21 protein-coding genes are annotated in these 20,870 nt (G+C 74.7%); 13 read left to right on the top strand and 8 right to left on the bottom strand.

The annotated features are described in order from the left end of the window. Window positions 1–2 precede the first annotated feature (2 nt). From BLR33_RS26505 to BLR33_RS26485, 5 genes are all read left to right on the top strand, one after another. Complete coding sequence (locus tag BLR33_RS26505) at window positions 3–476, top strand: DinB family protein (protein WP_093787127.1); 474 nt, start codon at window positions 3–5, stop codon at window positions 474–476. A 125-nt stretch (window positions 477–601) separates the two neighbouring features. After that, entirely contained in the window at window positions 602–1,072 is a 471-nt protein-coding gene (locus BLR33_RS26500; RefSeq protein WP_176930489.1) for a hypothetical protein, read from the top strand. 215 nt (window positions 1,073–1,287) lie between these two features. Further along, window positions 1,288–2,220 (top strand): aldo/keto reductase, encoded by a 933-nt coding sequence (locus BLR33_RS26495; RefSeq protein ID WP_245771677.1) that lies wholly within the window; start codon window positions 1,288–1,290, stop codon window positions 2,218–2,220. A 214-nt stretch (window positions 2,221–2,434) separates the two neighbouring features. Continuing rightward, complete coding sequence (locus BLR33_RS26490) at window positions 2,435–3,016, top strand: hypothetical protein (RefSeq protein WP_093787126.1); 582 nt, start codon at window positions 2,435–2,437, stop codon at window positions 3,014–3,016. Window positions 3,017–3,283: 267 nt separating this feature from the next. Continuing rightward, entirely contained in the window at window positions 3,284–4,012 is a 729-nt protein-coding gene (locus BLR33_RS26485) for an SOS response-associated peptidase (RefSeq protein ID WP_093787125.1), read from the top strand. A 232-nt stretch (window positions 4,013–4,244) separates the two neighbouring features. Here the strand turns inward: BLR33_RS26485 and BLR33_RS26480 are convergent, their stop codons facing one another. Then, on the bottom strand, window positions 4,245–4,949 hold the full coding sequence (locus BLR33_RS26480) for an aspartate/glutamate racemase family protein (RefSeq protein ID WP_407639726.1): 705 nt from the start codon (window positions 4,947–4,949) through the stop codon (window positions 4,245–4,247). A gap of 180 nt (window positions 4,950–5,129) precedes the next feature. Between BLR33_RS26480 and BLR33_RS26475 the strand changes: the two genes are divergently transcribed. The 4 genes from BLR33_RS26475 to BLR33_RS26460 all read left to right on the top strand — a co-directional run bounded on the left by BLR33_RS26475 (window position 5,130) and on the right by BLR33_RS26460 (window position 9,019). Further along, the gene (locus BLR33_RS26475) at window positions 5,130–5,627 is read left to right on the top strand and encodes a SigE family RNA polymerase sigma factor (RefSeq protein WP_093787123.1); all 498 of its coding nucleotides are present in this window, start codon (window positions 5,130–5,132) and stop codon (window positions 5,625–5,627) included. Continuing rightward, window positions 5,620–6,114 carry a hypothetical protein gene (locus BLR33_RS26470; RefSeq protein WP_093787122.1) on the top strand — a complete coding sequence of 165 codons (495 nt, stop codon included), beginning with the start codon at window positions 5,620–5,622 and terminating at the stop codon, window positions 6,112–6,114. The genes BLR33_RS26475 and BLR33_RS26470 overlap by 8 nt, the downstream gene beginning before the upstream one ends. A gap of 630 nt (window positions 6,115–6,744) precedes the next feature. Then, entirely contained in the window at window positions 6,745–8,058 is a 1,314-nt protein-coding gene (locus BLR33_RS26465) for a mannosyltransferase family protein (RefSeq protein ID WP_107408919.1), read from the top strand. Window positions 8,059–8,152: 94 nt separating this feature from the next. Continuing rightward, complete coding sequence (locus tag BLR33_RS26460) at window positions 8,153–9,019, top strand: endo alpha-1,4 polygalactosaminidase (protein WP_093787121.1); 867 nt, start codon at window positions 8,153–8,155, stop codon at window positions 9,017–9,019. An 84-nt stretch (window positions 9,020–9,103) separates the two neighbouring features. Here the strand turns inward: BLR33_RS26460 and BLR33_RS26455 are convergent, their stop codons facing one another. Continuing rightward, window positions 9,104–9,916, bottom strand: a complete 813-nt coding sequence (locus BLR33_RS26455) for an alpha/beta fold hydrolase (protein WP_093787120.1) — start codon at window positions 9,914–9,916, stop codon at window positions 9,104–9,106. Between the two features lie 95 nt (window positions 9,917–10,011). On the opposite strand from BLR33_RS26455, the gene BLR33_RS26450 reads away from it, so the two are divergent. Further along, complete coding sequence (locus BLR33_RS26450) at window positions 10,012–10,857, top strand: helix-turn-helix domain-containing protein (RefSeq protein ID WP_176930505.1); 846 nt, start codon at window positions 10,012–10,014, stop codon at window positions 10,855–10,857. A 139-nt stretch (window positions 10,858–10,996) separates the two neighbouring features. Here BLR33_RS26450 and BLR33_RS26445 read toward each other — a convergent pair whose 3' ends face one another. The 5 genes from BLR33_RS26445 to BLR33_RS26425 all read right to left on the bottom strand — a co-directional run bounded on the left by BLR33_RS26445 (window position 10,997) and on the right by BLR33_RS26425 (window position 15,405). Next, complete coding sequence (locus BLR33_RS26445) at window positions 10,997–11,866, bottom strand: DUF4184 family protein (RefSeq protein WP_265737050.1); 870 nt, start codon at window positions 11,864–11,866, stop codon at window positions 10,997–10,999. A gap of 155 nt (window positions 11,867–12,021) precedes the next feature. Then, entirely contained in the window at window positions 12,022–12,579 is a 558-nt protein-coding gene (locus BLR33_RS26440; protein ID WP_093787117.1) for a GNAT family N-acetyltransferase, read from the bottom strand. 341 nt (window positions 12,580–12,920) lie between these two features. Then, window positions 12,921–13,304, bottom strand: a complete 384-nt coding sequence (locus BLR33_RS26435; RefSeq protein WP_245771676.1) for a hypothetical protein — start codon at window positions 13,302–13,304, stop codon at window positions 12,921–12,923. 644 nt (window positions 13,305–13,948) lie between these two features. Further along, the gene (locus BLR33_RS26430) at window positions 13,949–14,401 is read right to left on the bottom strand and encodes a MarR family transcriptional regulator (protein WP_093787116.1); all 453 of its coding nucleotides are present in this window, start codon (window positions 14,399–14,401) and stop codon (window positions 13,949–13,951) included. 419 nt (window positions 14,402–14,820) lie between these two features. Next, window positions 14,821–15,405 carry a TetR family transcriptional regulator gene (locus tag BLR33_RS26425; RefSeq protein ID WP_093787115.1) on the bottom strand — a complete coding sequence of 195 codons (585 nt, stop codon included), beginning with the start codon at window positions 15,403–15,405 and terminating at the stop codon, window positions 14,821–14,823. 107 nt (window positions 15,406–15,512) lie between these two features. Between BLR33_RS26425 and BLR33_RS26420 the strand changes: the two genes are divergently transcribed. From BLR33_RS26420 to BLR33_RS26410, 3 genes are all read left to right on the top strand, one after another. Continuing rightward, window positions 15,513–16,403, top strand: coding sequence for an SDR family oxidoreductase (locus BLR33_RS26420; RefSeq protein ID WP_093787114.1), 891 nt, complete (start codon window positions 15,513–15,515; stop codon window positions 16,401–16,403). Between the two features lie 259 nt (window positions 16,404–16,662). After that, on the top strand, window positions 16,663–18,747 hold the full coding sequence (locus BLR33_RS26415; protein WP_093787113.1) for a cellulose binding domain-containing protein: 2,085 nt from the start codon (window positions 16,663–16,665) through the stop codon (window positions 18,745–18,747). Between the two features lie 242 nt (window positions 18,748–18,989). Continuing rightward, a complete protein-coding gene (locus BLR33_RS26410) occupies window positions 18,990–19,742 on the top strand; it encodes a 3-keto-5-aminohexanoate cleavage protein (protein ID WP_093787112.1) in 753 nt (250 codons plus the stop codon). A gap of 26 nt (window positions 19,743–19,768) precedes the next feature. Here BLR33_RS26410 and BLR33_RS26405 read toward each other — a convergent pair whose 3' ends face one another. Then, the gene (locus BLR33_RS26405; RefSeq protein ID WP_093787111.1) at window positions 19,769–20,797 is read right to left on the bottom strand and encodes a PHP domain-containing protein; all 1,029 of its coding nucleotides are present in this window, start codon (window positions 20,795–20,797) and stop codon (window positions 19,769–19,771) included. Window positions 20,798–20,870 lie beyond the last annotated feature (73 nt).

Below are 20,870 nucleotides of genomic sequence, written 5' to 3'. Positions count from 1 at the left end.
CCATGGCACTTCCCGCGACAGCCGAGCGCGACGACCTGCTCGCCCTCTTCGACCACGTCTGGCAGCGCTTCACCGCGCGAATGAACGGGCTCGGGGACGAGGAGTGGGCCTGGCAGCCCGGCCCGGACGCGCGCCTGACGCTGCGCTGGCGGCTCGCCCACATCGCCGCCCTGCTCGCCGAGGACCGCAACGGCCCCTGGCTCGGTCTCGATCCGGGCGGCCGGCCCGCGCCCGCGCCAGGCCCACCCGAGGCGGGAGCCGCGGGGGCCCTGGCCACGGCAGGCGGGGCCTTCGCCCACTGGCGCACCCTGCTCGCCGCGACCGGCGACGCCGCCCTGGCCGCTCCGGTGGGCGCGCCCGCCGGCCGCTACGGAGACGCGACCCGCCGCTCGTTCGCCCTGCACATCGCCGACGAGCTGATCCACCACACCGCGGAGGCGGCGCTGCTGCGCGACCTGTACGGGGCCTGCGGCTGACGGCCGGACGGGGTGCGGCGCGCCGCGTTGCCGGCCGGGTCCGCGGATCCGGCGGCGGGCCTGCGTAGGCTCGCGCGTACGGGCGGCCGCGGGACCGGGGGCCGCGGAAGGCAGGGAGGACGGGCATGGGCCGGGTGCTGGGCGGTTTGCTGAAGGGCGCGGCGGCCGGTGCCGCGGGCGCGACGGCGCTCGACACGGTGAGCTACCTGGACATGGTGCTGCGGGGCCGGGCCGCGAGCACGACGCCGCAGGCCACGGTGGAGGCGCTGTCGGCAGCCGTGCACGTGCCCGTGCCCGGCGACGGCGAGCAGCGCGAGCACCGCGTCACCGCGCTCGGCGCCCTGAGCGGCATCGCCGCGGGCGTCGGCATGGGCGCCCTGCTGGGCGCGGCCCGGGCGGCGGGCTTCCGCCCCGGTACGGCCGCCACCTACGCCGCTGCCGGCGTGCTCGCGCTGATCGGCACGAACGGCCCGATGACCGTGCTGAAGGTGACCGACCCGCGCACCTGGTCCCGTACGGACTGGGTCGCGGACATCGTGCCGCACCTGGCGTACGCGGGTGTCGCCACGGCCGTCCTCGACCGGCTGGAGCCGTGAGCCGGCAGGTGTGCTAGTCTGCCTGCCAGTTGAAGCCTTCCGGCGCGGACCCCCGTGACCCGGAAGGTTTTTTTGCGTGCCCGGGATCGTAGGGTCCCAAGGGCGCCCGGGGCGGCCGCCGTCGGCAGGCCCCGCTCCCGGCCCGCCCGCGCACGCGCCCACTTCGCTCCTTGCCTTCGCTTCCTTTTTCCTTCTCTTTCCTTCGAGGAGACCGTGTGCTCGACGACGTACCGCAGGACATAGCGCACAACCGCCCGGCCCCCACCGCCGCCGCATCGGGTACATGGACGCTCGGCGACCTCCCCGTCCACCGGCTGGGGTTCGGGGCGATGCGGCTGACCGGCCGGGTCGCTTTCTCGTCGGGCGTGCCGCGCGACCGCCGAACCTCGCTGCGGGTGCTGCGGCAGGCCGTCGAGTCGGGCGTGAACCACATCGACACCGCCTCGTTCTACTTCTCCGCGCTGCGCTCGGCCAACGAGCTGATCAACAGCGCCCTCGCGCCCTATCCGGAGGGCCTGGTGATCGCCACGAAGGTCGGCCCGTGGCGTGATCCCTCCGGCGAGTGGTCCTGGGCGACCCCGGGGCAGCTGCGCGGCCAGGTCGAGGAGAACCTGCGGCAGCTCGGCCGCGACCACCTGGACCTGGTGAACCTGCGGGTGCGCGGCCGCGACTCGCTCGCGGAGCGGTTCGGCGCGCTCGCCGAGCTGCGCGCGGCCGGGCTGATCCGGCACCTGGGCGTCTCCAACGTGACGGCCGAGCAGCTCGCCGAGGCGCGCGAGGTCGCCCCCGTGGTGTGCGTGCAGAACCGCTACAGCCTCCAGGGCGGCAGCCCGGACGCCGACGGGCTGCTGCGGGCCTGCGGGGCCGCCGGGATCGCCTTCGTCCCCTTCTTCGCCATCGCGGGCGAGGGCCGCGAGCAGGGCGCGGCCGCGTCCGGGGAGCCGGCCGAGGTGCTGGCGGTGGCCCGCGCCCACGACGCCACCCCGGCCCAGGTCCGCCTCGCCTGGACCCTCGCCCAGGGCCCGCACGTCCTGGCCATCCCGGGCACCGGTGACCCCGCCCACCTGGCCGAGAACGTGGCGGCGGGGGCGCTGCGGCTGACCCCGCAGGAGCTCGAACTGCTGGACGGCCTGCACCGGGCCGGCTGAGCCGGGCGCGGGTCCGGCCCCGGGGCCGGACGGCCCCGCGGGCAACCTGCGACCTGGGCCGCCTCCGTACGCCGGGGCCCGCACGCCCGCTCCCTGCCCCCGCTCCCTACGGCCCCACGGCCCGCTCCGTCGGCGTACCGGCGGGCGGGGCGGGGCGCGGGGCCGTAAGGTGCGGGGACGGGGGGACGACGGGGACGCGGGCGGAAGGACGGGCGTGGGGTTCTCGGGAGAGCTGGTCTTCGGGCGCAGCGGTCAGGAGCTGCTGGACGCGCCGGTGTTCGGCACGCTGCCGCAGGAGGTCAGGGACGCGGCTGTGGCCTGGCGGGTGCGGCCGGGCGGGTGGCGGACGCTGGCGTTCGGCCACGGCCTGTGGGACGACCCGGACGCGGTGCTGGCCGGGCTGGTGGAGTGGACGGCGGCCCCGGCGTGCCTGGCGACCGTCTTCGACAGCCAGGTGGCCGTCGTGAAGGGCCTGGTACCCGGCGGCCCGGACTGGCAGGCGTACCTCAATCAGGACGCCGCGGCGCGCCTGTGGGTCGAGGAGCCCGACGACGTCGCCGACGGCGCCGCGTGGACCTCCACCCCCGAGTTCGCCGAGGCGGTCGTCCACGCGCGCGCCGAGATCGACACGGCCGTCCCCGCGGCGGCCGAGGCGGCGCTCGCCTGGGCGAAGGCGGCGGGCCTGTCCCCGGAGCCGGACCCCGCCCCGGTCGAGCACGTCCTGCGCACGACCGGCGCCCCGGCCGAAGCACTCTTCACCACCCTCCTGGACACCCTCGGCTTCCCGCAGGGCTGAGGCCTGTCCGACAAATCCCGTCTGGTCGGCAGGGGACCCCCAGCCGCGTTGTCGGTCGTCGGCGACGCTCGGCCGACGAACCCGGGTACGGCCTTGCGCCCGGGGCGCGCTGCCGCGCGTCCGTGGCGCTCGGGCGCCGTCCTCCGCCCGCCCGGGCCGCGGGCGGCGCTGAGCGGCCGGGCCCTGGCGCGGTTGCCGGTCACGCGGGCCGGCGGGCCCGGGTGACGCCCTCCACGATGGAGCCCCGGCTGTGGCAGGGTGGAAAGCATGTGCGGACGCTACGTCTCCACCCGCAGTCCCAAGGAACTCGGCGACCTCTTCCACGTCACCAGCGCGCCCGAGGCCGACGAGGTGCTCGAGCCGAGCTGGAACGTGGCGCCGACCGACGGCGTGTGGGCGGTGCTCGAGCGGGCCGACCGCGGGACCGGCGAGGTGCTGCGGCGGCTGCGGCCGATGCGCTGGGGGCTGGTGCCGTCGTGGGCCAAGAGCCCGGACACCGGCGCCAGGATGATCAACGCGCGGATGGAGACCGTGCACGAGAAGCCCGCCTACCGCCGGGCCTTCGCCAAGCGTCGCTGCCTGTTGCCGGCCGACGGCTTCTACGAGTGGCAGGCCGTCCCGGCGACCGCCGACCGCAAGGCGTACAAGCAGCCTTACTACATCGCGCCCGAGGACGGCACCGTGATGGCCCTCGCCGGGCTGTACGAGTTCTGGCGGGACCCGCAGGTGCCGGACGGCGAGCCCGGCGGGTGGCTGACCAGCTGCACCATCATCACCACCGAGGCCACCGACGCCGCGGGCCGCGTCCACCCGCGCATGCCGCTCGCGGTGCGGCCGGACGACTACGACGAATGGCTCGACCCGGCGCGGGAACACCCTGCAGAGCTGCGCCGCCTGCTGCGCTCCCCCGCCGACGGCCACCTCGCCGCCCGCGCGGTCGTCCCCGCGGTCAACAGCGTCCGCAACAACGGCCCGCACCTGCTGGACCCGGCGTAGGACGCACCCTGAACGGCGTTGCCGGCGGACCCTGCCTCCGAGCGGGGGCATGGCCGGTTCGCGGGCGCTCTCGGTCCCGGCCGGGCAGGCGCGCTACGACGACGAATGACGACGAACCCCGCCCCGCCATCTCCGGGCACCCTCGCCACCGGTCATAAGGGGACCCCCGACGCGGCCGCCCCGCAGGGGAACGTCCCACGCTTTCGCGGACAGCCCCGGCCGGCAGGGCCCGTCAGGCGCCCGGCAGCGCCCGAAGCGCTGTGCTCCGCCCGTACCGGAGGTCCTGGCGACCCGCGGCCACCGCAGCCGTCAGGCCCAGGGCCGGGCTCGACAGGACCGGCAGGGGGGTCGTGGCCAGAGCGGCTGCCTGAGCCATCGACGCCTGGGCCAGGACGACGACCTCGGCGTCGCGCACGGCGTCCACGGCCTTCGCCACCGCCGCGAGGTAGGCGTCCTGCTCGCCCGCCTCGAACAGGGCCCACGCCCCCTCGGCGACGAAGTCCGCCACCTCCACCTGGCGCCCGGCCCGTGCCGCCTCCTCGGCGATCAGTTCCCGCGTGGGGCCCAGCGTGTCGGCCAGGGCCGCGACCAGGGCGATCCGCACGGCCTGGTGCCCGGCCCGCGGCGGCACGGCGACGGCGGCCGCGGCCATGGGCCGGTCCACCCGCAGGACGGGGATGCCGGCGGCCGCGGCCCGCGCCTCGGCGAGGCCGCCGATCGTGGAGCAGGTGCACAGCACCGCATCGGCGCCCGCGGCCACCGCTTCGGCTAGGGCGCGGTCCAGCGCGTCCCGCACGGAGGCGACCCCCTGTGCCCGCGCCTGCGCCAGCAGCGGCTCGGCCACGACGTGGCGCAGCGGCAGCCCGGGGTGGTCGCGGTCCCGCAGCGCGTCGAAGGCGGCCACGTGCGCGGGCGAGGTGTGGAGCAGCGTCAGCACGGGCCCCATCGTAGGCGGCGGCCCAGGGCGGGGGCCCGCGCACCGCGTGTGCTTCGCTTCCCCGGACGGCCCGCAGACGGGGCCGTGACCCACGTCACAGCGAAAGTGCGCGGGGGATGTCGACCGGGAGGCCCGCGGCCGGCGTATGCGCGGTGAGACCAGGGAGATCGGGAGCGCAGGGTGACCGCCGAGGAGTTCGAGGAGTTCTACGCGCAGACGGTCGCACGGCTGACGGGCCAGCTGTACGTGATGCTCGGCGATCGGCAGGAGGCGCAGGACGTGGTGCAGGAGGCGTTCGTCAGGGGCTGGAGCCGGCGGCACCGGCTGCACCGCGACGGCGGGCCCGAGGCGTGGATCAGGACGGTCGCGTGGCGGCTGGCGGTGAGCCGGTGGCGCAGCGCGCGCCGGACGGCCGACGCCTGGCGCCGCAGCGGCCCGCCGCCGGCCGCCGAGGAGCCCGGGCCTGACTCCCTCGCGCTGGTCGAGGCGCTGCGCGGGCTCCCGCCCCGGCAGCGGCGGGTCCTGACCCTGCACTACGTGTGCGACCTGAGCGTCGAGCAGATCGCCGCCGAGACGGAGTCGAGCCCCAGCACGGTCAAGACCCATCTCGCGCGCGGGCGCACCGCGCTCGCGCGCACCCTGCCCGATCCGCGGCACGAGGAGGCGTCCGGTGTCTGAGCAGAACGCGGGGCCCGGCGGGCCGGACGACCTGCTGCGCGCCTTGTTCAAGGAGGCGGCGGACGTGGGCCGGGCCCAGGCCAGGCCCGCCCCGGCGGCCGCGATCAGGGCGCGCGGCACGGCCCGGCGCCGGGCGCGGCTGGCGGTGTGCGCGGCGGCGGTGTGCGTCGTCGCGTCCGGTTCGCTGGCGGCGGTGGGCGCGCTGACCGCCCAGGGGGCGGACGGTCCGGCCGTGCCGGGCGGCAACCCTCCGCGGTCCACGGCGAGTTCGGTCCCCACCGGGCGATCCTCCGCGACGGCGCCGCCTTCGGCGTCCACGACCCGCGACGGCACCGCGCCCACGACGTCGGGCGCGCCCGCGGGCAGCTCCGGACCCTCCAACGGCCCCGGCCGTACGACGGCGCCGCCGACCGGAGCGGCCTCCACCCTCGGCGAGGGCGGCGACACCACGAGCACCTCGCCGGGCCTGCCGACGACGGCACCATGAACGGCCCGTCCCCGTAGGGGCGTTCGGGACCTGTCTCGGCGTGGCCTCGTATGCGCATCAGCCGAGCGGGCCGCCGGGCCGCCCAGTCAACCGAGCACCCGGCGCTCGTACGGGCCGGACCCGTAGGGCAGTTGGACTACGGCCGGTAGAACTCGCCCCCGGCGTGGCCCCGCGTTCGGCCCCGCCGACCGGGCCACCCGGCCACCCGGCCACCCAAGCACCGACGCTCGTACGGCTCGGGGCCCGCAGGGCAGTTGGACCATCGCCCGACGAACTGCCCCGACATGGCGTCGCGTTCGCGCCTGCCGATCACGCCACCCGGTCACCCAAGCGCCCGAGCACCCGGTTCACCCAACGCTCGTACCCACCTGACCCGTAGGGCCGTCGCCCAGGAACCCTCCCGACTCACAGCCGCGTTGGAGCTGCCCGCCGAACCTCCGAGCCGCCACCCCGCCCCCGAACGAACCGCCCCACCAAGGCCGCCCGCCGTAGAAGTTCCCGCAACCCGGGTCCCGGGGCACGGCCCGCCTCCGGACCACCGGACATCACCCCCACACCCGCCCAACCCGCCCACCGGTGCGCCACCGGTCGGTCCCGTACGCCCTGACGCACCCGAAAGGCCGTCCCGCCATGCCCTCTGTCCCACCCGCGCCGCTGCGGCCGGCCGCCACGAGCCGTCCCCGGCACGGCAGTTCGGAGGCGGTGCCCAGCCGGAGCCCGCAGGGGCCGCACGCCCCCGCCCGCCACTTCACCCGCCGCCTGACCGACCGCCTCGCCCACCGTCTCCTCCCCGCCGACCGCGAGGTGCTGTGGCTCTACGCGGCCACCCGTCTGGGGCTGTGGGTGTGCGCCTACTGCGCGCGCTGGCTGTTCCCCGCCGACGGCTCGGCCCGGCACCCGGCTCCGGTGCTCTCCTCCTGGCAGCAGTGGGACTGGTCCTACTACCTGCGCATAGCCAGGGACGGCTACTTCCCCGCCGGCGCCCCGCAGCCGGGCACGACCGGCTGGGACAACCGCGAGGCGTTCTTCCCGGGCTTCCCCCTGGTGCTGCGGGCCGCGCACACCGTCGTACGGGACTGGACCGCGGCCGGGCTGCTCGTCTCCTTCGCGGCCGGCGCGGTCGCGGTGCTCGCCCTCGCCCGGATCGCCCGGCTGGACCTGCCCGGCGTGGACGACGGGCGCCGCACGGTACGGCTGTTCCTGCTCTCGCCGTGCGCGCTCTTCCTCGCCGTCGGCTACACCGAGGCGCTGTTCCTCGCGCTGGCGCTGCCCGCCTGGCTCGCCGCCCGCCGCGCCAACTGGCCACTGGCCGGGCTGCTTTCCTGCCTCGCCTGCGCGGTGCGGATCAGCGGCGTCTTCCTGGTGGCAGCGATGTGCGTGCAGTTCCTGTGCGACCACCCCGCACGCAGAGCACGGGAGTCGGGGCACTCGACGGCCGCATGGGTGCTGCGCGCCCTGCCCTGGCTCGCGCTGCCCGCCCTGTCCCCATTGGCGTACGCGGCCTACCTGCACGCGCACACCGGCGACTGGTGGGCCTGGAAGCACGCCGAGAACCGCGGCTGGTACCGGGACTTCACCCCGCCGTGGACCGCCTGGCACCACACCTGGACGGCCGCCTTCGGGCACACCCAGGCGGCGCCCTACGCGGTGGAGTTCCAGTTCGAGTTGCTCGCCGCGGTGGTCGGACTCGCCCTGGTGGCGCTGCTGTTGGTCCGCCGCCGCTGGCCGGAGGCGGTCTATGCCGCGCTCGGCCTGGGCTCGCTGTGCGTCTCGTACTGGTACATGTCCATCCCCCGGGCCACCCTGCTCTGGTGGCCGCTGTGGACGGCGCTCGCCGCGGCCACCGCCCGCAGGCCGCGCCTGGAGACCCTGTACCTGTGCGCGGCCGCGCCGCTGTCGACGGTGCTCGCCCTCGCGTTCCTCACCGGCCGCTGGGCCGGCTGACACCCGGTACGCTCCCGGCGAGGGGGCGCCGCCGCGGTGGCCCCGCGGCCGATGGGACGGTATGGAACGGCAACCTGGGCGGCACCGCGCGCGCATGGCGGCGGTGGGGGCGCTGGCGGCCACCGCGCTGGTGGTGCTGACGGGGTGCGGTGGCAGCGGCTCCGGCACCGGTGACGAGGGGGCCGCCTCGCCGACCCGCAGTTCCGGCCCGCCCGCGCACAGCCCCGGTCCGGCGATCACCCCGCTGCCCACCACGGGTGCGGTGGACTACCAGTTGGGCGGGGCGTACCCGCCGCCCAAGGGCGTCACCGTGGTCGAACGCGACGCCGGGGACCGGCCCGCGCCGCACACGTACTCCATCTGCTACGTCAACGGCTTCCAGACGCAGCCCGACCAGGCCGCCCGCTGGTCAGGGCCGCGGGCGGAGCTGCTGCTGCGTGGCAGCGACGGGCGGCCGGTCTCCGATCCCGACTGGCCGGGCGAGCACATCCTGGACCCGACGACCCCGGCCAAGCGGGCGGGCATCCTCGCCGTCCTGGCACCGGTCATCCGCTCGTGCGCCACAAAGGGCTTCCAGGCCGTCGAGATCGACAACCTCGACACCTTCACCCGCTTCCACCGCATCCCCGAGTCCGCCACCGAGGCCCTGGCCCGCGCCTACGTGCGCACCGCGCACGCCGCCGGCCTCGCCATCGCCCAGAAGAACGCGGCCGAGTCCTCGCGTACGGCCCGCAGTTGGGGCTTCGACTTCGCGGTGGCCGAGGAGTGCCACGTCTACGACGAGTGCGGCGCGTACACCGCGGTCTACGGCAAGCGCGTCATCGAGGTCGAGTACACCGACAACCTCCGCACCCCGTTCGCCTCGCTGTGCCGCGCCGGGAACCGCCCCCCGCTCCTGGTCCTCCGCGACCGCGACCTGACAACCCCCGCCTCCCCCCACTACAGGGACCGCACCTGCTGACCCTGTTCAGGGTCCCCACGCTCAACCGCGGCCGTCCACAGCAGCTTTGCCCTCAGGCAACCGTCAAGGGCGCCCCTGGGCAGGTCATGGGCGGCCGTAGCCCGTTTCCAGTTGCGTTTCGAGATCTCCCGGTGCGAAGGCCGTGATGGCCTCCACAAGGTCGGCCGGGGCTTCCAGCGGGATCAGGTGCCCGGTGTGCGGGATCACCACGAAGTCGGCCCGGGAGAGGTAGGGCAGCAGGTTGTCGCGGAGCACGTCGATGGGTTCGACCTGATCCTTCTCTCCGGCCACGACGAGGGCGGGAACGCTGATCATGCGCGTGTGCTCGGTGATGTCCTGCGCGATACCGCGAAGCGGCCACTCGGTGCGGGCGGCCTCGGTGACGCTCCGCGCGTCGGTCACGATCTGCGCCTTGACCGGTGCGGGCAGCTCGGTGGCGGTGAGGACGTGGTCCCGTGCCCCGGCGACGGACTCGGCGGAGTCATAGGCGTGCGACAGGGCTTCCTGGTACTCGGGGGTGATCTGTGCGGCCGGCTTCGCCGGGCCGGAGCCGACGAGGACGATGCCGCGCAGGCCGGCAGGACGAACGGCCGCGACCAGCTGTGCGACCTTGCCCCCCATCGAATGTCCCACCAGGACGTAGTCGGTGACCCCCGCGTCGGCGAGCACGGCGAGAGTGTCGTCGGCGAGCTGACCGAGCGTGTAGGGGCCGGGCAGAGCGCTCGACCGGCTCCACCCACGGAAGTCGACCGTGAGCACGTCACGGTCCACGAGGCGGTCGACCACGAGGTCCCAGGTGCGGGCGGAACCGCCCCAGTGATGCAGGAACACCAGGGTCGGTCCGGTCCCCGGCCTATGGTCGTAAACGGGCAGTAGCGTCTGCTGCGACATGCTCATGATGGCTCTTCTCCCATCGGTGTTCTGAGCGATTGCCCAGTGAGTCCATTGAAAGTCCCGCATCCGGACGAGCCATCGGCGTGACTGGTCGGCCGATGGTGAAAAATGGACACGTGAGCGTGATTCGTCAGATGACCTACCAGCCTGCGGGGCACCGCGCCGCCGCGGTCGAGACCATGACGTTCGACCGCCTTCGCGAGCTGAACGACGGCGGCACCCAGCGCGCCGACTTCCACGTCCTCGCCGTCATCGACACCGGGCTGGGCTCGGTCACGGTGGACTTCGTCCGCCACCCGCTCATGGAGCGGTCCGCGGTGTGGATTCCCCCCGGAGCGGTACACCGGTGGGACGACATCGGTGATGTGGCGGGGCACCTCGTGCTGTTCGTGCCGACAGCGCCGGTCACCCACGCCACCCGGCAGCTCGTCGCCTCGCCCGACCCGGCCGCGCACTGGAGGATCCCCGACGCCGACTGGCTGTTCGTCGACACCGCGCGCAGCCATCTCCTCCTCGAATCATCCGCCCCACCCGAGGACTTCTCCGCGGAACTGCCCGAAATCCTGCTTTCCGCGCTCATCGCACGGCTGCGGCCGCCGCACGCCGAAGCACCGCTCGCCCATCCGGTGTTCCGGTTGTTCCGCTCCAGCGTCGAGACGCATTTCCGTCATCACCATGACGCCGGCTACTACGCCCGTGCGCTGGGATACGCGCCCCGCACCCTCTCGCGAGCGGTGCAGCAGGCCACAGGCCGCACGGCAAAGGCATACATCGTCGACCGGATCGTCCTGGAGGCCAAACGGCTCCTCGCGCACGACCGTCTCACCGCAGCGCGCTGCGCCACCGCGCTCGGCTTTCCCGACGCGTCCAACTTCTCGGTGTTCTTCGCCAAGGCGACAGGCATGCGCCCAGGGGCATGGAAGGCGACGGCAGCCATCGAGTGAGGCATCACACGATGGCCCCGGCGCGGGCACGATGCGGTCGGCCCGGAGGGACGAGCGCCGACGCACTGTCCGGGCCTCCGCACCGCACGGGCGCAGCCCACCTCCGTTGCTGCGCGGGCGCTTTGGGCCCGCACGGTGGTCAACGAGGTGGTTTCGCGCGGCGGGTGGCCAGGGTGGACAGGGCGAGGCCGAGGGCGGCGCCGGTGCCGCCACCGAAGGACAGCGGGGGAATCAGGTCGCCGAGGCGGGCCGAACGAAGGGACCCGGCGTCACCGAGGGCGATGCGCTGGGCCGCTCCGGCGAGCGTGGCACCGGCGACGAGCACCGCGACGGCGGTCCTGGCACGGGCCGACAGGCGCGGGCGGGCGGACACGGACGCAGGGGCCGCGGTCGTGAGGGGCGTAGGAGGAGCGGTGGGAGCGGTGTCGGCGACCGGCTCGGCAACCGGCCGCGGTGCCGCCGTACGGCGCAGCGTGCGTGGCAGGTGCCAGGCGAGCGCGGCCAGTCCGGCGGCCGAAAAGCCGTACTGCAGAAGGGAGTACACCGGCTGCCCGTGGACCGTGCGGTCGAGCACGGGGAGCAGCCGTACGCCGATCCGCCCGCCGTGCGTGAAGGCGTCCCAGCCCACGTGCGTGGCGGCACCGATCGCCGCGGACAGTGCGAACCAGGCCGCGCCCGGGACGTCGAGGGGACGGCCGGAGGGCGCGGTGGCCGCGTCGGCGGCGTCGGCCCAGCGCGCGGGCAGCAGTTCGACGAGGGGTTCGCGCAGTACGGCCTGCCAGCCGGCCACGAGCGCGGCGGCAAGAGCGACGTCCACGGTGGGCACGGCCCAGACCCGATGGGTGAGCGCGCCGTAGCCATAGCTGCCGCGCAGCAGCGAGTCGGCGAAGAAGGGCACGTCGGGCGCGAGCGAGCCGGCCACCAGGGCGGAGGCCACGAGCCGCCCGCGCCCCCGCCCGTCCCTGAGCAGGGGCAATACAGCGGCAGGGTGGCTGAACGTGAACGGCACGCCCCCATCCTCCCCACGAGCCCCCCACCCCGCCACCGCAACCCTTCGCACCGGCCCGTCCGACTCGGGCGGTAGGCACCGGCTGGGCGATCCGGTCCACGGGAGCGGCGGCACCCGCTTCGAAGGGGTGCCACCCACCGTTCCGAAGGGAGTGCTCACGCGCCGGCGGGTGGCCGGTACTCCTCCCGCGCCAGGCGGTAGATCACGTTGTGGCGGACGGGGCTGTTCTCGGGGACGGTGAGGTCCTCGAAGTCGTCGGCCGGGGTGCGGGTCATGCCGAGGCGGCGCATCACGGCCTGGGAGCGGTGATTGCCGCGAGTGGTGACGGCGAGGATCTCGGGAAGCGCGAGCTGCTGGAAACCGCAGGCGAGGACGGCGTCACCGGCTTCGGTGGCGTAGCCGTGGCCCCAGGCATGACGGGCGAGGCGCCAGCCGGCCTCGACACCGGTCGCGGGCGTGTCGTCGTCCACCGGGTCGAGCCCGGCGAAGCCGATGAACTCCCCCGTGGCGGCGACCTCGAGCGCCCACCAGCCCCAGCAGCGCGCCTCCAGGTCCGCCTGGAACCGCCGAACGGAGGCCGCGCTCTCCTCCCGGGTGAGGGTGCCGGGAAAGTGGGCCCGCACCTCCGGGTCGGCATTCATCGCGGCCCAGGGAACGAGATCGGCCTCCCGCCAGGGCCGAAGCACCAGACGTGACGTGCGCAGTTCGGTCATCCGCGCAGGCTAGCCCAGCCCGGGTGCCCACCCGCGAACGATTTTCCCCGCCCACCCGCACCAGCCCGCGACCACGAGGGTGACCAAGTACCAAGCGAGGTCCCCTCGTACGCGCCACCCCACCGTCCTCCACGCACCCCCACCCCGGCCCGTGCCCCCGTCGCGGCAAAGGGCCGAGGCGCTCGATCACCGCCCACGACCCGAGCGGCCACCACTACCCGGAGTCTCATGCCGAGGCATCCAGATGAGCACCCACAGTCCGGGCGGGCTGAAAATCTGCCCTTAAGCTGAACACTTCGGTACACGAGGGGCGGCCCGACCAGCAACGGCGACAAACGGCGTCACCACAGGCCCAGGAAACTCCGGACGTCGTCATAGCCGTCGAGAGCCCGACCGTCCACGTCCGTAGGGTCCGCCTCGGCCCGCACCGCCAGCGACTGCGCCAGCACGAGGGCTTCGTCGCTGAGTCGCCCAAAGCGTCGAGCGGCGTGTCCCAGGCATAGACCCGCCAGCCCGAGCAGCGGACTCCCCGGCACCGCCCGCGTCCCGATCTGCACGCACCAGTGCTCGACGAACTCCGCGTCGTCATCGTTCAAGGCGGTCCCGACCAGGACCCTCGCCGCCTCGCCCTCCGCCGAGCGGTCGTCCAGGGCCCGCTCCATCGTCTCAACCACCACCTCGTGAGGCAGAGCAGTGGGGTTCTCGAAGCTCAGATGCGAGTGCACCCCACGAGACTATGCGGCCCGCGCCCCACAGCGACCTGTCGTCGTCCCCTGGGCAGGACCGGGCGAACGTTGCCTGAATCGGCACCGGCGCGGAAGCTACCGGGTCGGCGCGCGCGATCAAGGCCGCCGCCGCCGTGCGGAGGCTTGCGCGGAGGTGCCGAACTGGTGCGCAGGGTTCGGGCCGCTGCCCGGACCGAGCTTTCGGGGGCTTTTCGCGTGGGGGCTGATCGTTTGGGCCGATTGCTCCCGCACAAGGTCTGCGGGGGGCTTACTACGGGGATGCGTATGGGGCGGATGGCTTGCGGGAGCCCGCCGGATCGGGGCGTGCGGTTCGGGACTTCGGCCTGCTTGTGGGATGTGCGGGGGCATCTCGGCCCAACCGCTCCACTCCGGTCGCCTCAGGCCAGCCCGTCAGTGCGGCCCCTTAGCGCGGCGCAGTCGCCCGTTGCACGCGCAGCCGCCCGGCCGGAAGCACCCCTCCGCCGCCGCCCGGTCCGCAAACCTCGCCGACGACGGCCTCCCCCGCCCGCAGGGCGGGAATGCCCCCTTGCCAGCCCTGAGCCACAGGCTCAGCACCCAACCCCCGCCCAAGGGGGCCCCGGCCCCGACACCCCCAACACCCCAAAGCCGAGCGCCGCGGCGTCTCACGGCCCCGTCAGCCGTTCCAGCAACACCATCGCCTCGATGATCAACCGCCGCTCGTCCTCCGTGAAGCGCTCGTCCAACTCGCGGGTGAGCCATTCGGAGCGGGCCTGGCGGACGCCCTCCAGGCGCTGGTGGCCCGCCTCGGTGAGGGAGATCAACTGGCGGCGGCCGTCGCCGGGATCAGGGGTGCGCTGGATGAGGCCGTGCTCGTCCAGGACGGCGAGGGTCGCGGCCATCGACTGCGGGCGCACGCCCTCCGCCGCGGCGAGCGCGCTGGTGGAGATGCCGTCCGCCGCCTTGCTCAGCCGGCTCAGCGCGGAGGTCTGCGAAGGCGTCAGGTCCCACGTCTCGGCCACCTCGCGCAGCCGCCGGCGCAGCCGGCTGACCACCACGCGCAGGTCACTGGCCGCGCGTACGGCGGACTCGGCCACCGCGTCGGTACGGTTCTCCATGAACCAACCATACGACCCGCAGCCCAACCTGTCCAGGTGAACCTGAACAGTTTCACCTGTTCAGTTGACGCCGCCGCGGTCACCCCGTAGGCACCCGCCACGGGAGCACCCCACCGCAACGGTTCGAGAGCCCCCGCCACAAGGACCCCCTCAAGGGCCCAAGGCCCCCAGCGGACCTCGAAGACTCAGGCCTTCCCACTCGCGAAGACCCAAGCGCCCCGGCTCAGCCGACGGCTCAGAACACCCCCGCACCCCACGCACTCACGCACCCCGGCGTGCCCCAACGGCCCCACCACCCCGGGCGCACCCCGAGCACGCAGGCCGCCGAGGCACCTGAGGACCCTAGCCCCGCGGCGCATCCCTCGGGGCCCCGTAGCCGACAGCTCAGCCACCCCCGCACCCCGAGTGCCCCCGAGCACTCACCCCGCCGGCACACCCCCGCCGACCGCCACCTCGCGCAGCTCCGCGAACGTCTCCGCGATCATGTCCGGCAGCTCCCGCGTCTCCCCATCGGCCCCCACCCACCGCTCGAAGGCGACGTGGAAGACGCCCAGCGCCACCTCGGCGCTGAGCCGCGCGGCACGCGGCCCGACCCCCCGCGCCTCGAGCGCCTCCACCGTCCCCGCGACCAGCTTCGACCGCTTGACCAGCTCGCGCTCGCGCAGCTCGGCATGGGCAGCGACCACCTTCTGCCGGGCGAGCACCCCCTCGCGCCGCTCCTGCATCGGCCTGGCGACGGCACCCAGCGCCTCGGCGACCGCGCCCAGCGGCAGCGACTCCTGCGGCGCCCGCGCGATCACCTCGGCGAGCTGCCCGACCATGCCGTCCGACCCGGTGAACAGCACCTCGCGCTTGTCCGGGAAGTGCCGGAAGAAGGTGCGCTCGGTGAGCCCGGCCCGCCGGGCGATCTCGGCCACCGTCGTCTGCTCGAAGCCGCGCTCCGCGTACAGCTCCAGCGCGGCCAGAAACAGCCTCTCGCGCGCGTTCGGCTCCCATCGACCCATGACGCGATGGTACGCGATGTCAGTGACTGCCGTCATAAGTGCTAGGCTGACGACAGTCACTGACATCGACGGGTGCCCGGCCTGCGGCCGCCCCTTGGAGGTCCCCCATGCGTGTCTTCGTCACCGGCGCTTCCGGCTTCATCGGTTCCGCCGTCGTCCCCGAACTGCTCGGCGCCGGCCACGAGGTGCTCGGCCTCGCCCGCTCCGACGCCTCCGCCCGCACCCTGGAGCAGGCAGGTGCCGCCGTCCAGCGCGGCGACCTGGAGGATCTGGACAGCCTGCGGGCCGGCGCCGCCGCGTCGGACGGCGTGGTCCACCTCGCCTTCATCCACGACTTCACCCAGTACACGCGCTCCACGGAGGTGGACCAGCGCGCGATCGAGGCGATGGGCGCCGAGCTGAAGGGCTCCGGGCGGCCGCTGGTGATCGCCTCGGGGACTCCGGTCGGCTTCGGACGGCCGGGCACCGAGAAGGACCGGCCCGCTCCCGGCAGCCCGCGCAGCGCGAGCGCGCAGACCACCCTGGACCTCGCCGAGCAGGGCGTGCGCTCGGTGGTGCTGCGGCTCTCGCCCTCCGTCCACGACCTGGACCGGGCCGGTTTCGCCACCTCCCTGGTGGAGACCGCCCGCGCCAAGGGCGTGTCCGCCTACGTCGGCGACGGCGCCAACCGCTGGAACGCCGTCCACCGCCTCGACGCCGCCCGGCTGTTCCGGCTCGCGGTCGAGAACGCGCCGGCCGGCTCGGTGCTGCACGGTGTCGGCGAGGAGGGCGTGCGGCTGCGCGACATCGCCCAGGTGATCGCCGACGGCCTGGGCGTCCCGACCACCTCCATCAGCGCCGAGGACGCCGCGGGGCACTTCGGCTTCCTCGGCCCCTTCGCCGCGCTGGACATCCCGGCCTCCAACGACCTCACCCGTGAGCTGATGTCCTGGCAGCCCACCGGCCCGACGCTCCTGGAAGACCTCGCCCAGGGCAGCCACTTCGCCCCGAAGGGCTGACGCGCGCGCCCAACGGCCCCTTCCGCACAGGGAATTCGACACGGGGAGCGCCCCACGAACCGCCGGCGCTCCCCGCTCCCCCGCAACCCCGCCCGGCCACCCCGTACCGCGCCATTGACAGCGGCGCCGCCCCGGCCAACTATGGGAGCGCTCCCACAACGCGCGCCCGGCCCCCACGCCGTGCCCGCGCGCCGGGCAGCCGCACCTGCGACGAACCACGCACGCCCCCCACGTCCCGCCTGACGAAGGTGAGAACCCCGTGCTCGTCCACAGACACCCCGCCGCCGGGTCCTGGCGGCGCCGCCTGGCCGCGGCCGCCGCGGCCGCCGCCCTCGGCGCCGCCCTGCTGGCCGGCGGCGGCACCGCGGCGGCAGACGACCCCGGCAGCGCCCCGGTCGCCGTGACCGTCGACGCCGACGAGGGCTTCGGCACCATCCCCGGCACCGCCTACGGCCTCAACAGCGCGGTGTGGGACGCCCAGATGAACGTCCCGCAGGTCCAGGACCTGCTGCAGGACGCCCACATCGGGATGCTGCGCTACCCCGGCGGCAGCTACGGCGACATGTACCACTGGCAGGACAACACCGCGCCCGGCGGCTACGTGGCGCCCGGCACGGACTTCGACTCCTTCATGGGCACCGTCGCCAAGACCGGCGCGCAGCCGATCCTCATCGCCAACTACGGCTCCGGCACCCCGCAGGAGGCCGCGGACTGGGTCCGCTACGCCAACGTCACCAAGGGCTACGGTGCCAAGTTCTGGGAGATCGGCAACGAGATCTACGGCAACGGCCACTACGGCTCCGGCTGGGAGACCGACACCCACGCCGACACCTCGCCCACCGCCTACGCGCAGAACCTGGCGCAGTACGCCTCGGCGATGAAGGCCGTGGACCCGTCGGTGAAGATCGGCGCGGTGCTGACGCTGCCCGGCAACTGGCCGGACGGCGTGATGGCCGCGGGCGAGAGCGCCGACTGGAACCACACGGTGATCCCGCTGATCGCCGGCAAGGCGGACTTCGTGATCGTGCACTGGTACCCCGGCGGCTCCGACGCGGCCGGCATGCTCGGCGAGCCCTCCCAGCTCACCGGCGAACTCGACCAGCTCAAGGACCAGTTGGTGCGCGGTGGCGCCGGCGACCTGCCGATCGCGCTCACCGAGGTGAACTCCAATGTCGATGAGGACACCCAACCCGACGCCCTGTTCGGCGCCGACACCTACCTGACCGCCCTGCAGAGCGGGGTGTTCACCGTGGACTGGTGGGACACCCACAACGGCCCGCAGGCGATCAGCACCGCCCCCGACGGGGCCACCGACTACCAGGACTACGGCATCCTCTCCAGCGGCACCTGCGTGGGCCAGGTCTGCGAGCCGCCGCTCAACACGCCCTTCCCGACCTACTACGCCATCAAAATGCTCAGCGAACTCGGCCGCCCGGGCGACCAGTTGGTGGGCGCCGGCACCTCCAGCGCGCTGGTCGCCGCCCACGCGGTGCACCGGGCGGACGGTGACCTGAGCGTCATGCTCATCAACAAGGACCCCGCGCACGCGGCCCAGGTCGCCCTGCACCTCGACGGGTTCACCCCCTCCGGCGCGGCCGCGACCGTGGCCTCCTACCTGGACCGGGCGACCTCCGTCACCACCTCCACCACCGACGCCTCGCTGCCGCAGACCCTGCCGCCGTACTCCATCACCACGCTCACCCTGCACCCGGCGGCCGGCAGCACCTCGCCGCTCACGGCCCCCGGGGCGCCGCACGTCACCGCGGCCGACGACACCAGCGCGACGGTGGCCTTCACGCCCTCCTCCGGCGGCAGCGTGGACCGCTACGAGGTGTACCGGCAGAACGGTACGAGCAGCGAGCTGCTCGGCAGCTCCACCGGCGGCCCCGTCACCGTGCACAACCTGACCCCGGGCACCACCGCCACCTGGAACGTGCTGGCCCGCGACTCCGCCGGCCGCCTGTCACGGCCCTCGGCTCCGGTGACCGTCCGCACCGGCACCCCCGCCAACTCCACCTGCCGGGTCTCCTACCGGCTCACCGCCGGCTGGGGCAACGGCTTCAACGCCGACGTGAACGTCACCAACACCGGGCCGGCCCCGATCACCGGCTGGACGCTCGCCTTCTCCTTCCCGCCCGGCACCGACGAGTCCGTCACCGGCTTCTGGAACGCCCAACTCGCCCAGAGCGGCCGCACGGTGACGGCCACCCCGGTGGACTGGAACGGCACTTTGGCGGCCAACGGCGGCAACTCCGCGGACTTCGGCTTCACCGGCGCCAACTCCGGTGCCTATCCCCCGCCGACGGTCTTCACCCTGAACGGCACGGTCTGCACGACGACCTGACCCCGCGCGGACCGTGCGCACCAGGCGGGCCCGGCCGCTCCCCCATTCGGCCGGGCCCGCCGCCCACTCTGCCCGCTGAGCCCGCTGTGCCCGTCCGCCACCTGTCCCCGACGCCCCACGCCGCGCCACCCCGTCCGCCACCACCCGCCACTGGCAGCGCTCTTGGCGCCCCGCTCCGACACGCGGGCGCCGCAGCGCCGCGGCTGATCGGGACGCCCGGTCCCGGCTGGGATGATCACGCCATGCTCCAGGTATGCCTCAACGGCACGAGAGAACGACGCGAGTGCGAGCTGCTGCCGGTGACCCCTCGGCAGCTCGGTGACGCGGCCGCCGAAGCAGTGGTCGCGGGAGCGCGCTCGATCCACATCCACCCCAGGGACGAGCAGGGCGCGCAGACCATGGCTCCTGTGCACGTGGACGCCGCCGTGGCCGCGGTACGGGCCTCCGCGCCGGGCGTCCCGATCGGGGTGACCACCGGGGAGTGGACGGAGCCGGATCCGCAGCGCCGGGCCGCGCTGGTGCGCTCCTGGTCGGTGCTGCCCGACCACGCCTCGGTCAACTGGCACGAGGAGGGCGCCGAGATCGTGGCGGCCGCGCTGCTGGAGACCGGGATCGGCGTCGAGGCCGGCGTCTTCTCGGGCACGCCGGCCGCCGCCCGGCTGCGCGCCTGGCCGCACACGCACCGGCTGCTGCGGGTGCTCGCCGAGGTGACCGACACCGCCGCCGAGAGCGCGCCCGCGACCGCGGCCGCCCTGCTCGACGAGCTGGCCGCGCTGGACGACCTGGGGGCCGCGGCCCGCGGCCCGGTGCTGCTGCACGGCGAGGACGGCGGCGCCTGGCCGGTGCTGCGGCTGGCCGCCGGGCGCGGCCTGGACACCAGGATCGGCCTGGAGGACACCCTGCTGCTCCCCGACGGCACCCCGGCCGAGGACAACACCGCGCTGGTGCAGGCCGCCGCGATCCTGCTCAAGGAGTCGGCGCCGGGCCGCCGTTGATGCCCCCTTGAAGCGGCCGCAGCCGGTCACGGCCGGGGCGGCCGCCTCGTCGCCGTCCACTCCAGCAGCTGCGGTGCGCTCCAGGTGGTGACGATCCGCTCGGCGCCGATGCCGGCCTCCTGCGCGCGGGCGCAGCCGTGCCGCTGCCAGTCGAGCTGGCCGGGGGCGTGGGCGTCGCTGTCGATGGCGAACAGGGTGCCCAGGTCGCGGGCGAGGGCGAGCAGGTCGCGGGGCGGGTCGAGCCGGTGCGGGCTGCTGTTGATCTCCACGGCGGTGCCGGCCGCGGCGCAGGCGGCGAAGACCTCCTCGGCGTCGAAGGCCGACTGCGGGCGGGACTTGGGGCCGATCAGCCGGTTGGTGCAGTGGCCGAGCACGTCCACCAGGGGGTTGCTCGCGGCCGCCACCAGTCGGCGGGTGAACTGCGGCCCCGGCATGCGCAGTTCGGAGTGCGCGGAGGCGACGACGAGGTCCAGCCGGTCCAGCAGGTCGGGCCGCTGGTCCAGGGTGCCGTCGGCGAGGATGTCGCACTCGATGCCGGTGAGCAGCCGGAAGGGGGCCAGCTGCTCGTTGAGCGCGGCGACGGTGTCGAGCTGGCGCAGCAGCCGCTCGGCGGTCAGGCCGCGGGCGACCTTCAGCCGGGGGCTGTGGTCGGTGAGGACGATCCAGGCGTGGCCGAGGTCGCGGGCGGTGCGGGCCATGGCCTCGATGGGGCTGCCGCCGTCGGACCAGTCGGAGTGCACGTGGCAGTCGCCGCGCAGCGCGGCCCGCAGCTCGTCGCCGAGGCCGGGCGGCGCGGCGCCGGGCTGCTCGCGCTCCAGCTCGGCGAGGTAGCCGGGGGTGCCGCCGGCCAGTGCTTCCGCGACGACCTGCGCGGTGGTCCTGCCGATCCCCTTCAGGTCGGTGAGCCGGCCCTGGCCGGACAGGCGGGCGACCTCCTCGCGCGGGTGCGCGGACAGCACGTCGGCGGCGTTGCGGAAGGCCCTGACGCGGTAGGTGGGCGCCAGGGCGCGCTCCAGCAGGAAGGCGATGCGGTCCAATGCCTCGACGGGCTCCATGCCGGTGGGCGTTCCCGCTCGCCGGGCCGGCTAACGGGCGGTACGGCGGCGTCACCCGCTCGGCCGCCGCACC

The organism is Actinacidiphila guanduensis, assembly GCF_900103985.1.
Taxonomy (GTDB): Bacteria; Actinomycetota; Actinomycetes; order Streptomycetales; family Streptomycetaceae; genus Actinacidiphila; species Actinacidiphila guanduensis.
This window is presented reverse-complemented; position numbering and strand designations above follow the sequence as displayed.

Coding starts and splice junctions, on each gene's coding strand:
- BLR33_RS26505 (WP_093787127.1), top strand. CDS start 3: ATGGCACTTCCCGCGACAGCCGAGCGCGACGACCTGCTCGCCCTCTTC.
- BLR33_RS26500 (WP_176930489.1), top strand. CDS start 602: ATGGGCCGGGTGCTGGGCGGTTTGCTGAAGGGCGCGGCGGCCGGTGCC.
- BLR33_RS26485 (WP_093787125.1), top strand. CDS start 3,284: ATGTGCGGACGCTACGTCTCCACCCGCAGTCCCAAGGAACTCGGCGAC.
- BLR33_RS26465 (WP_107408919.1), top strand. CDS start 6,745: ATGCCCTCTGTCCCACCCGCGCCGCTGCGGCCGGCCGCCACGAGCCGT.
- BLR33_RS26460 (WP_093787121.1), top strand. CDS start 8,153: ATGGCGGCGGTGGGGGCGCTGGCGGCCACCGCGCTGGTGGTGCTGACG.
- BLR33_RS26455 (WP_093787120.1), bottom strand. CDS start 9,916: ATGAGCATGTCGCAGCAGACGCTACTGCCCGTTTACGACCATAGGCCG.
- BLR33_RS26450 (WP_176930505.1), top strand. CDS start 10,012: ATGGTGAAAAATGGACACGTGAGCGTGATTCGTCAGATGACCTACCAG.
- BLR33_RS26440 (WP_093787117.1), bottom strand. CDS start 12,579: ATGACCGAACTGCGCACGTCACGTCTGGTGCTTCGGCCCTGGCGGGAG.
- BLR33_RS26430 (WP_093787116.1), bottom strand. CDS start 14,401: ATGGAGAACCGTACCGACGCGGTGGCCGAGTCCGCCGTACGCGCGGCC.
- BLR33_RS26425 (WP_093787115.1), bottom strand. CDS start 15,405: ATGGGTCGATGGGAGCCGAACGCGCGCGAGAGGCTGTTTCTGGCCGCG.
- BLR33_RS26420 (WP_093787114.1), top strand. CDS start 15,513: ATGCGTGTCTTCGTCACCGGCGCTTCCGGCTTCATCGGTTCCGCCGTC.
- BLR33_RS26410 (WP_093787112.1), top strand. CDS start 18,990: ATGCTCCAGGTATGCCTCAACGGCACGAGAGAACGACGCGAGTGCGAG.
- BLR33_RS26405 (WP_093787111.1), bottom strand. CDS start 20,797: ATGGAGCCCGTCGAGGCATTGGACCGCATCGCCTTCCTGCTGGAGCGC.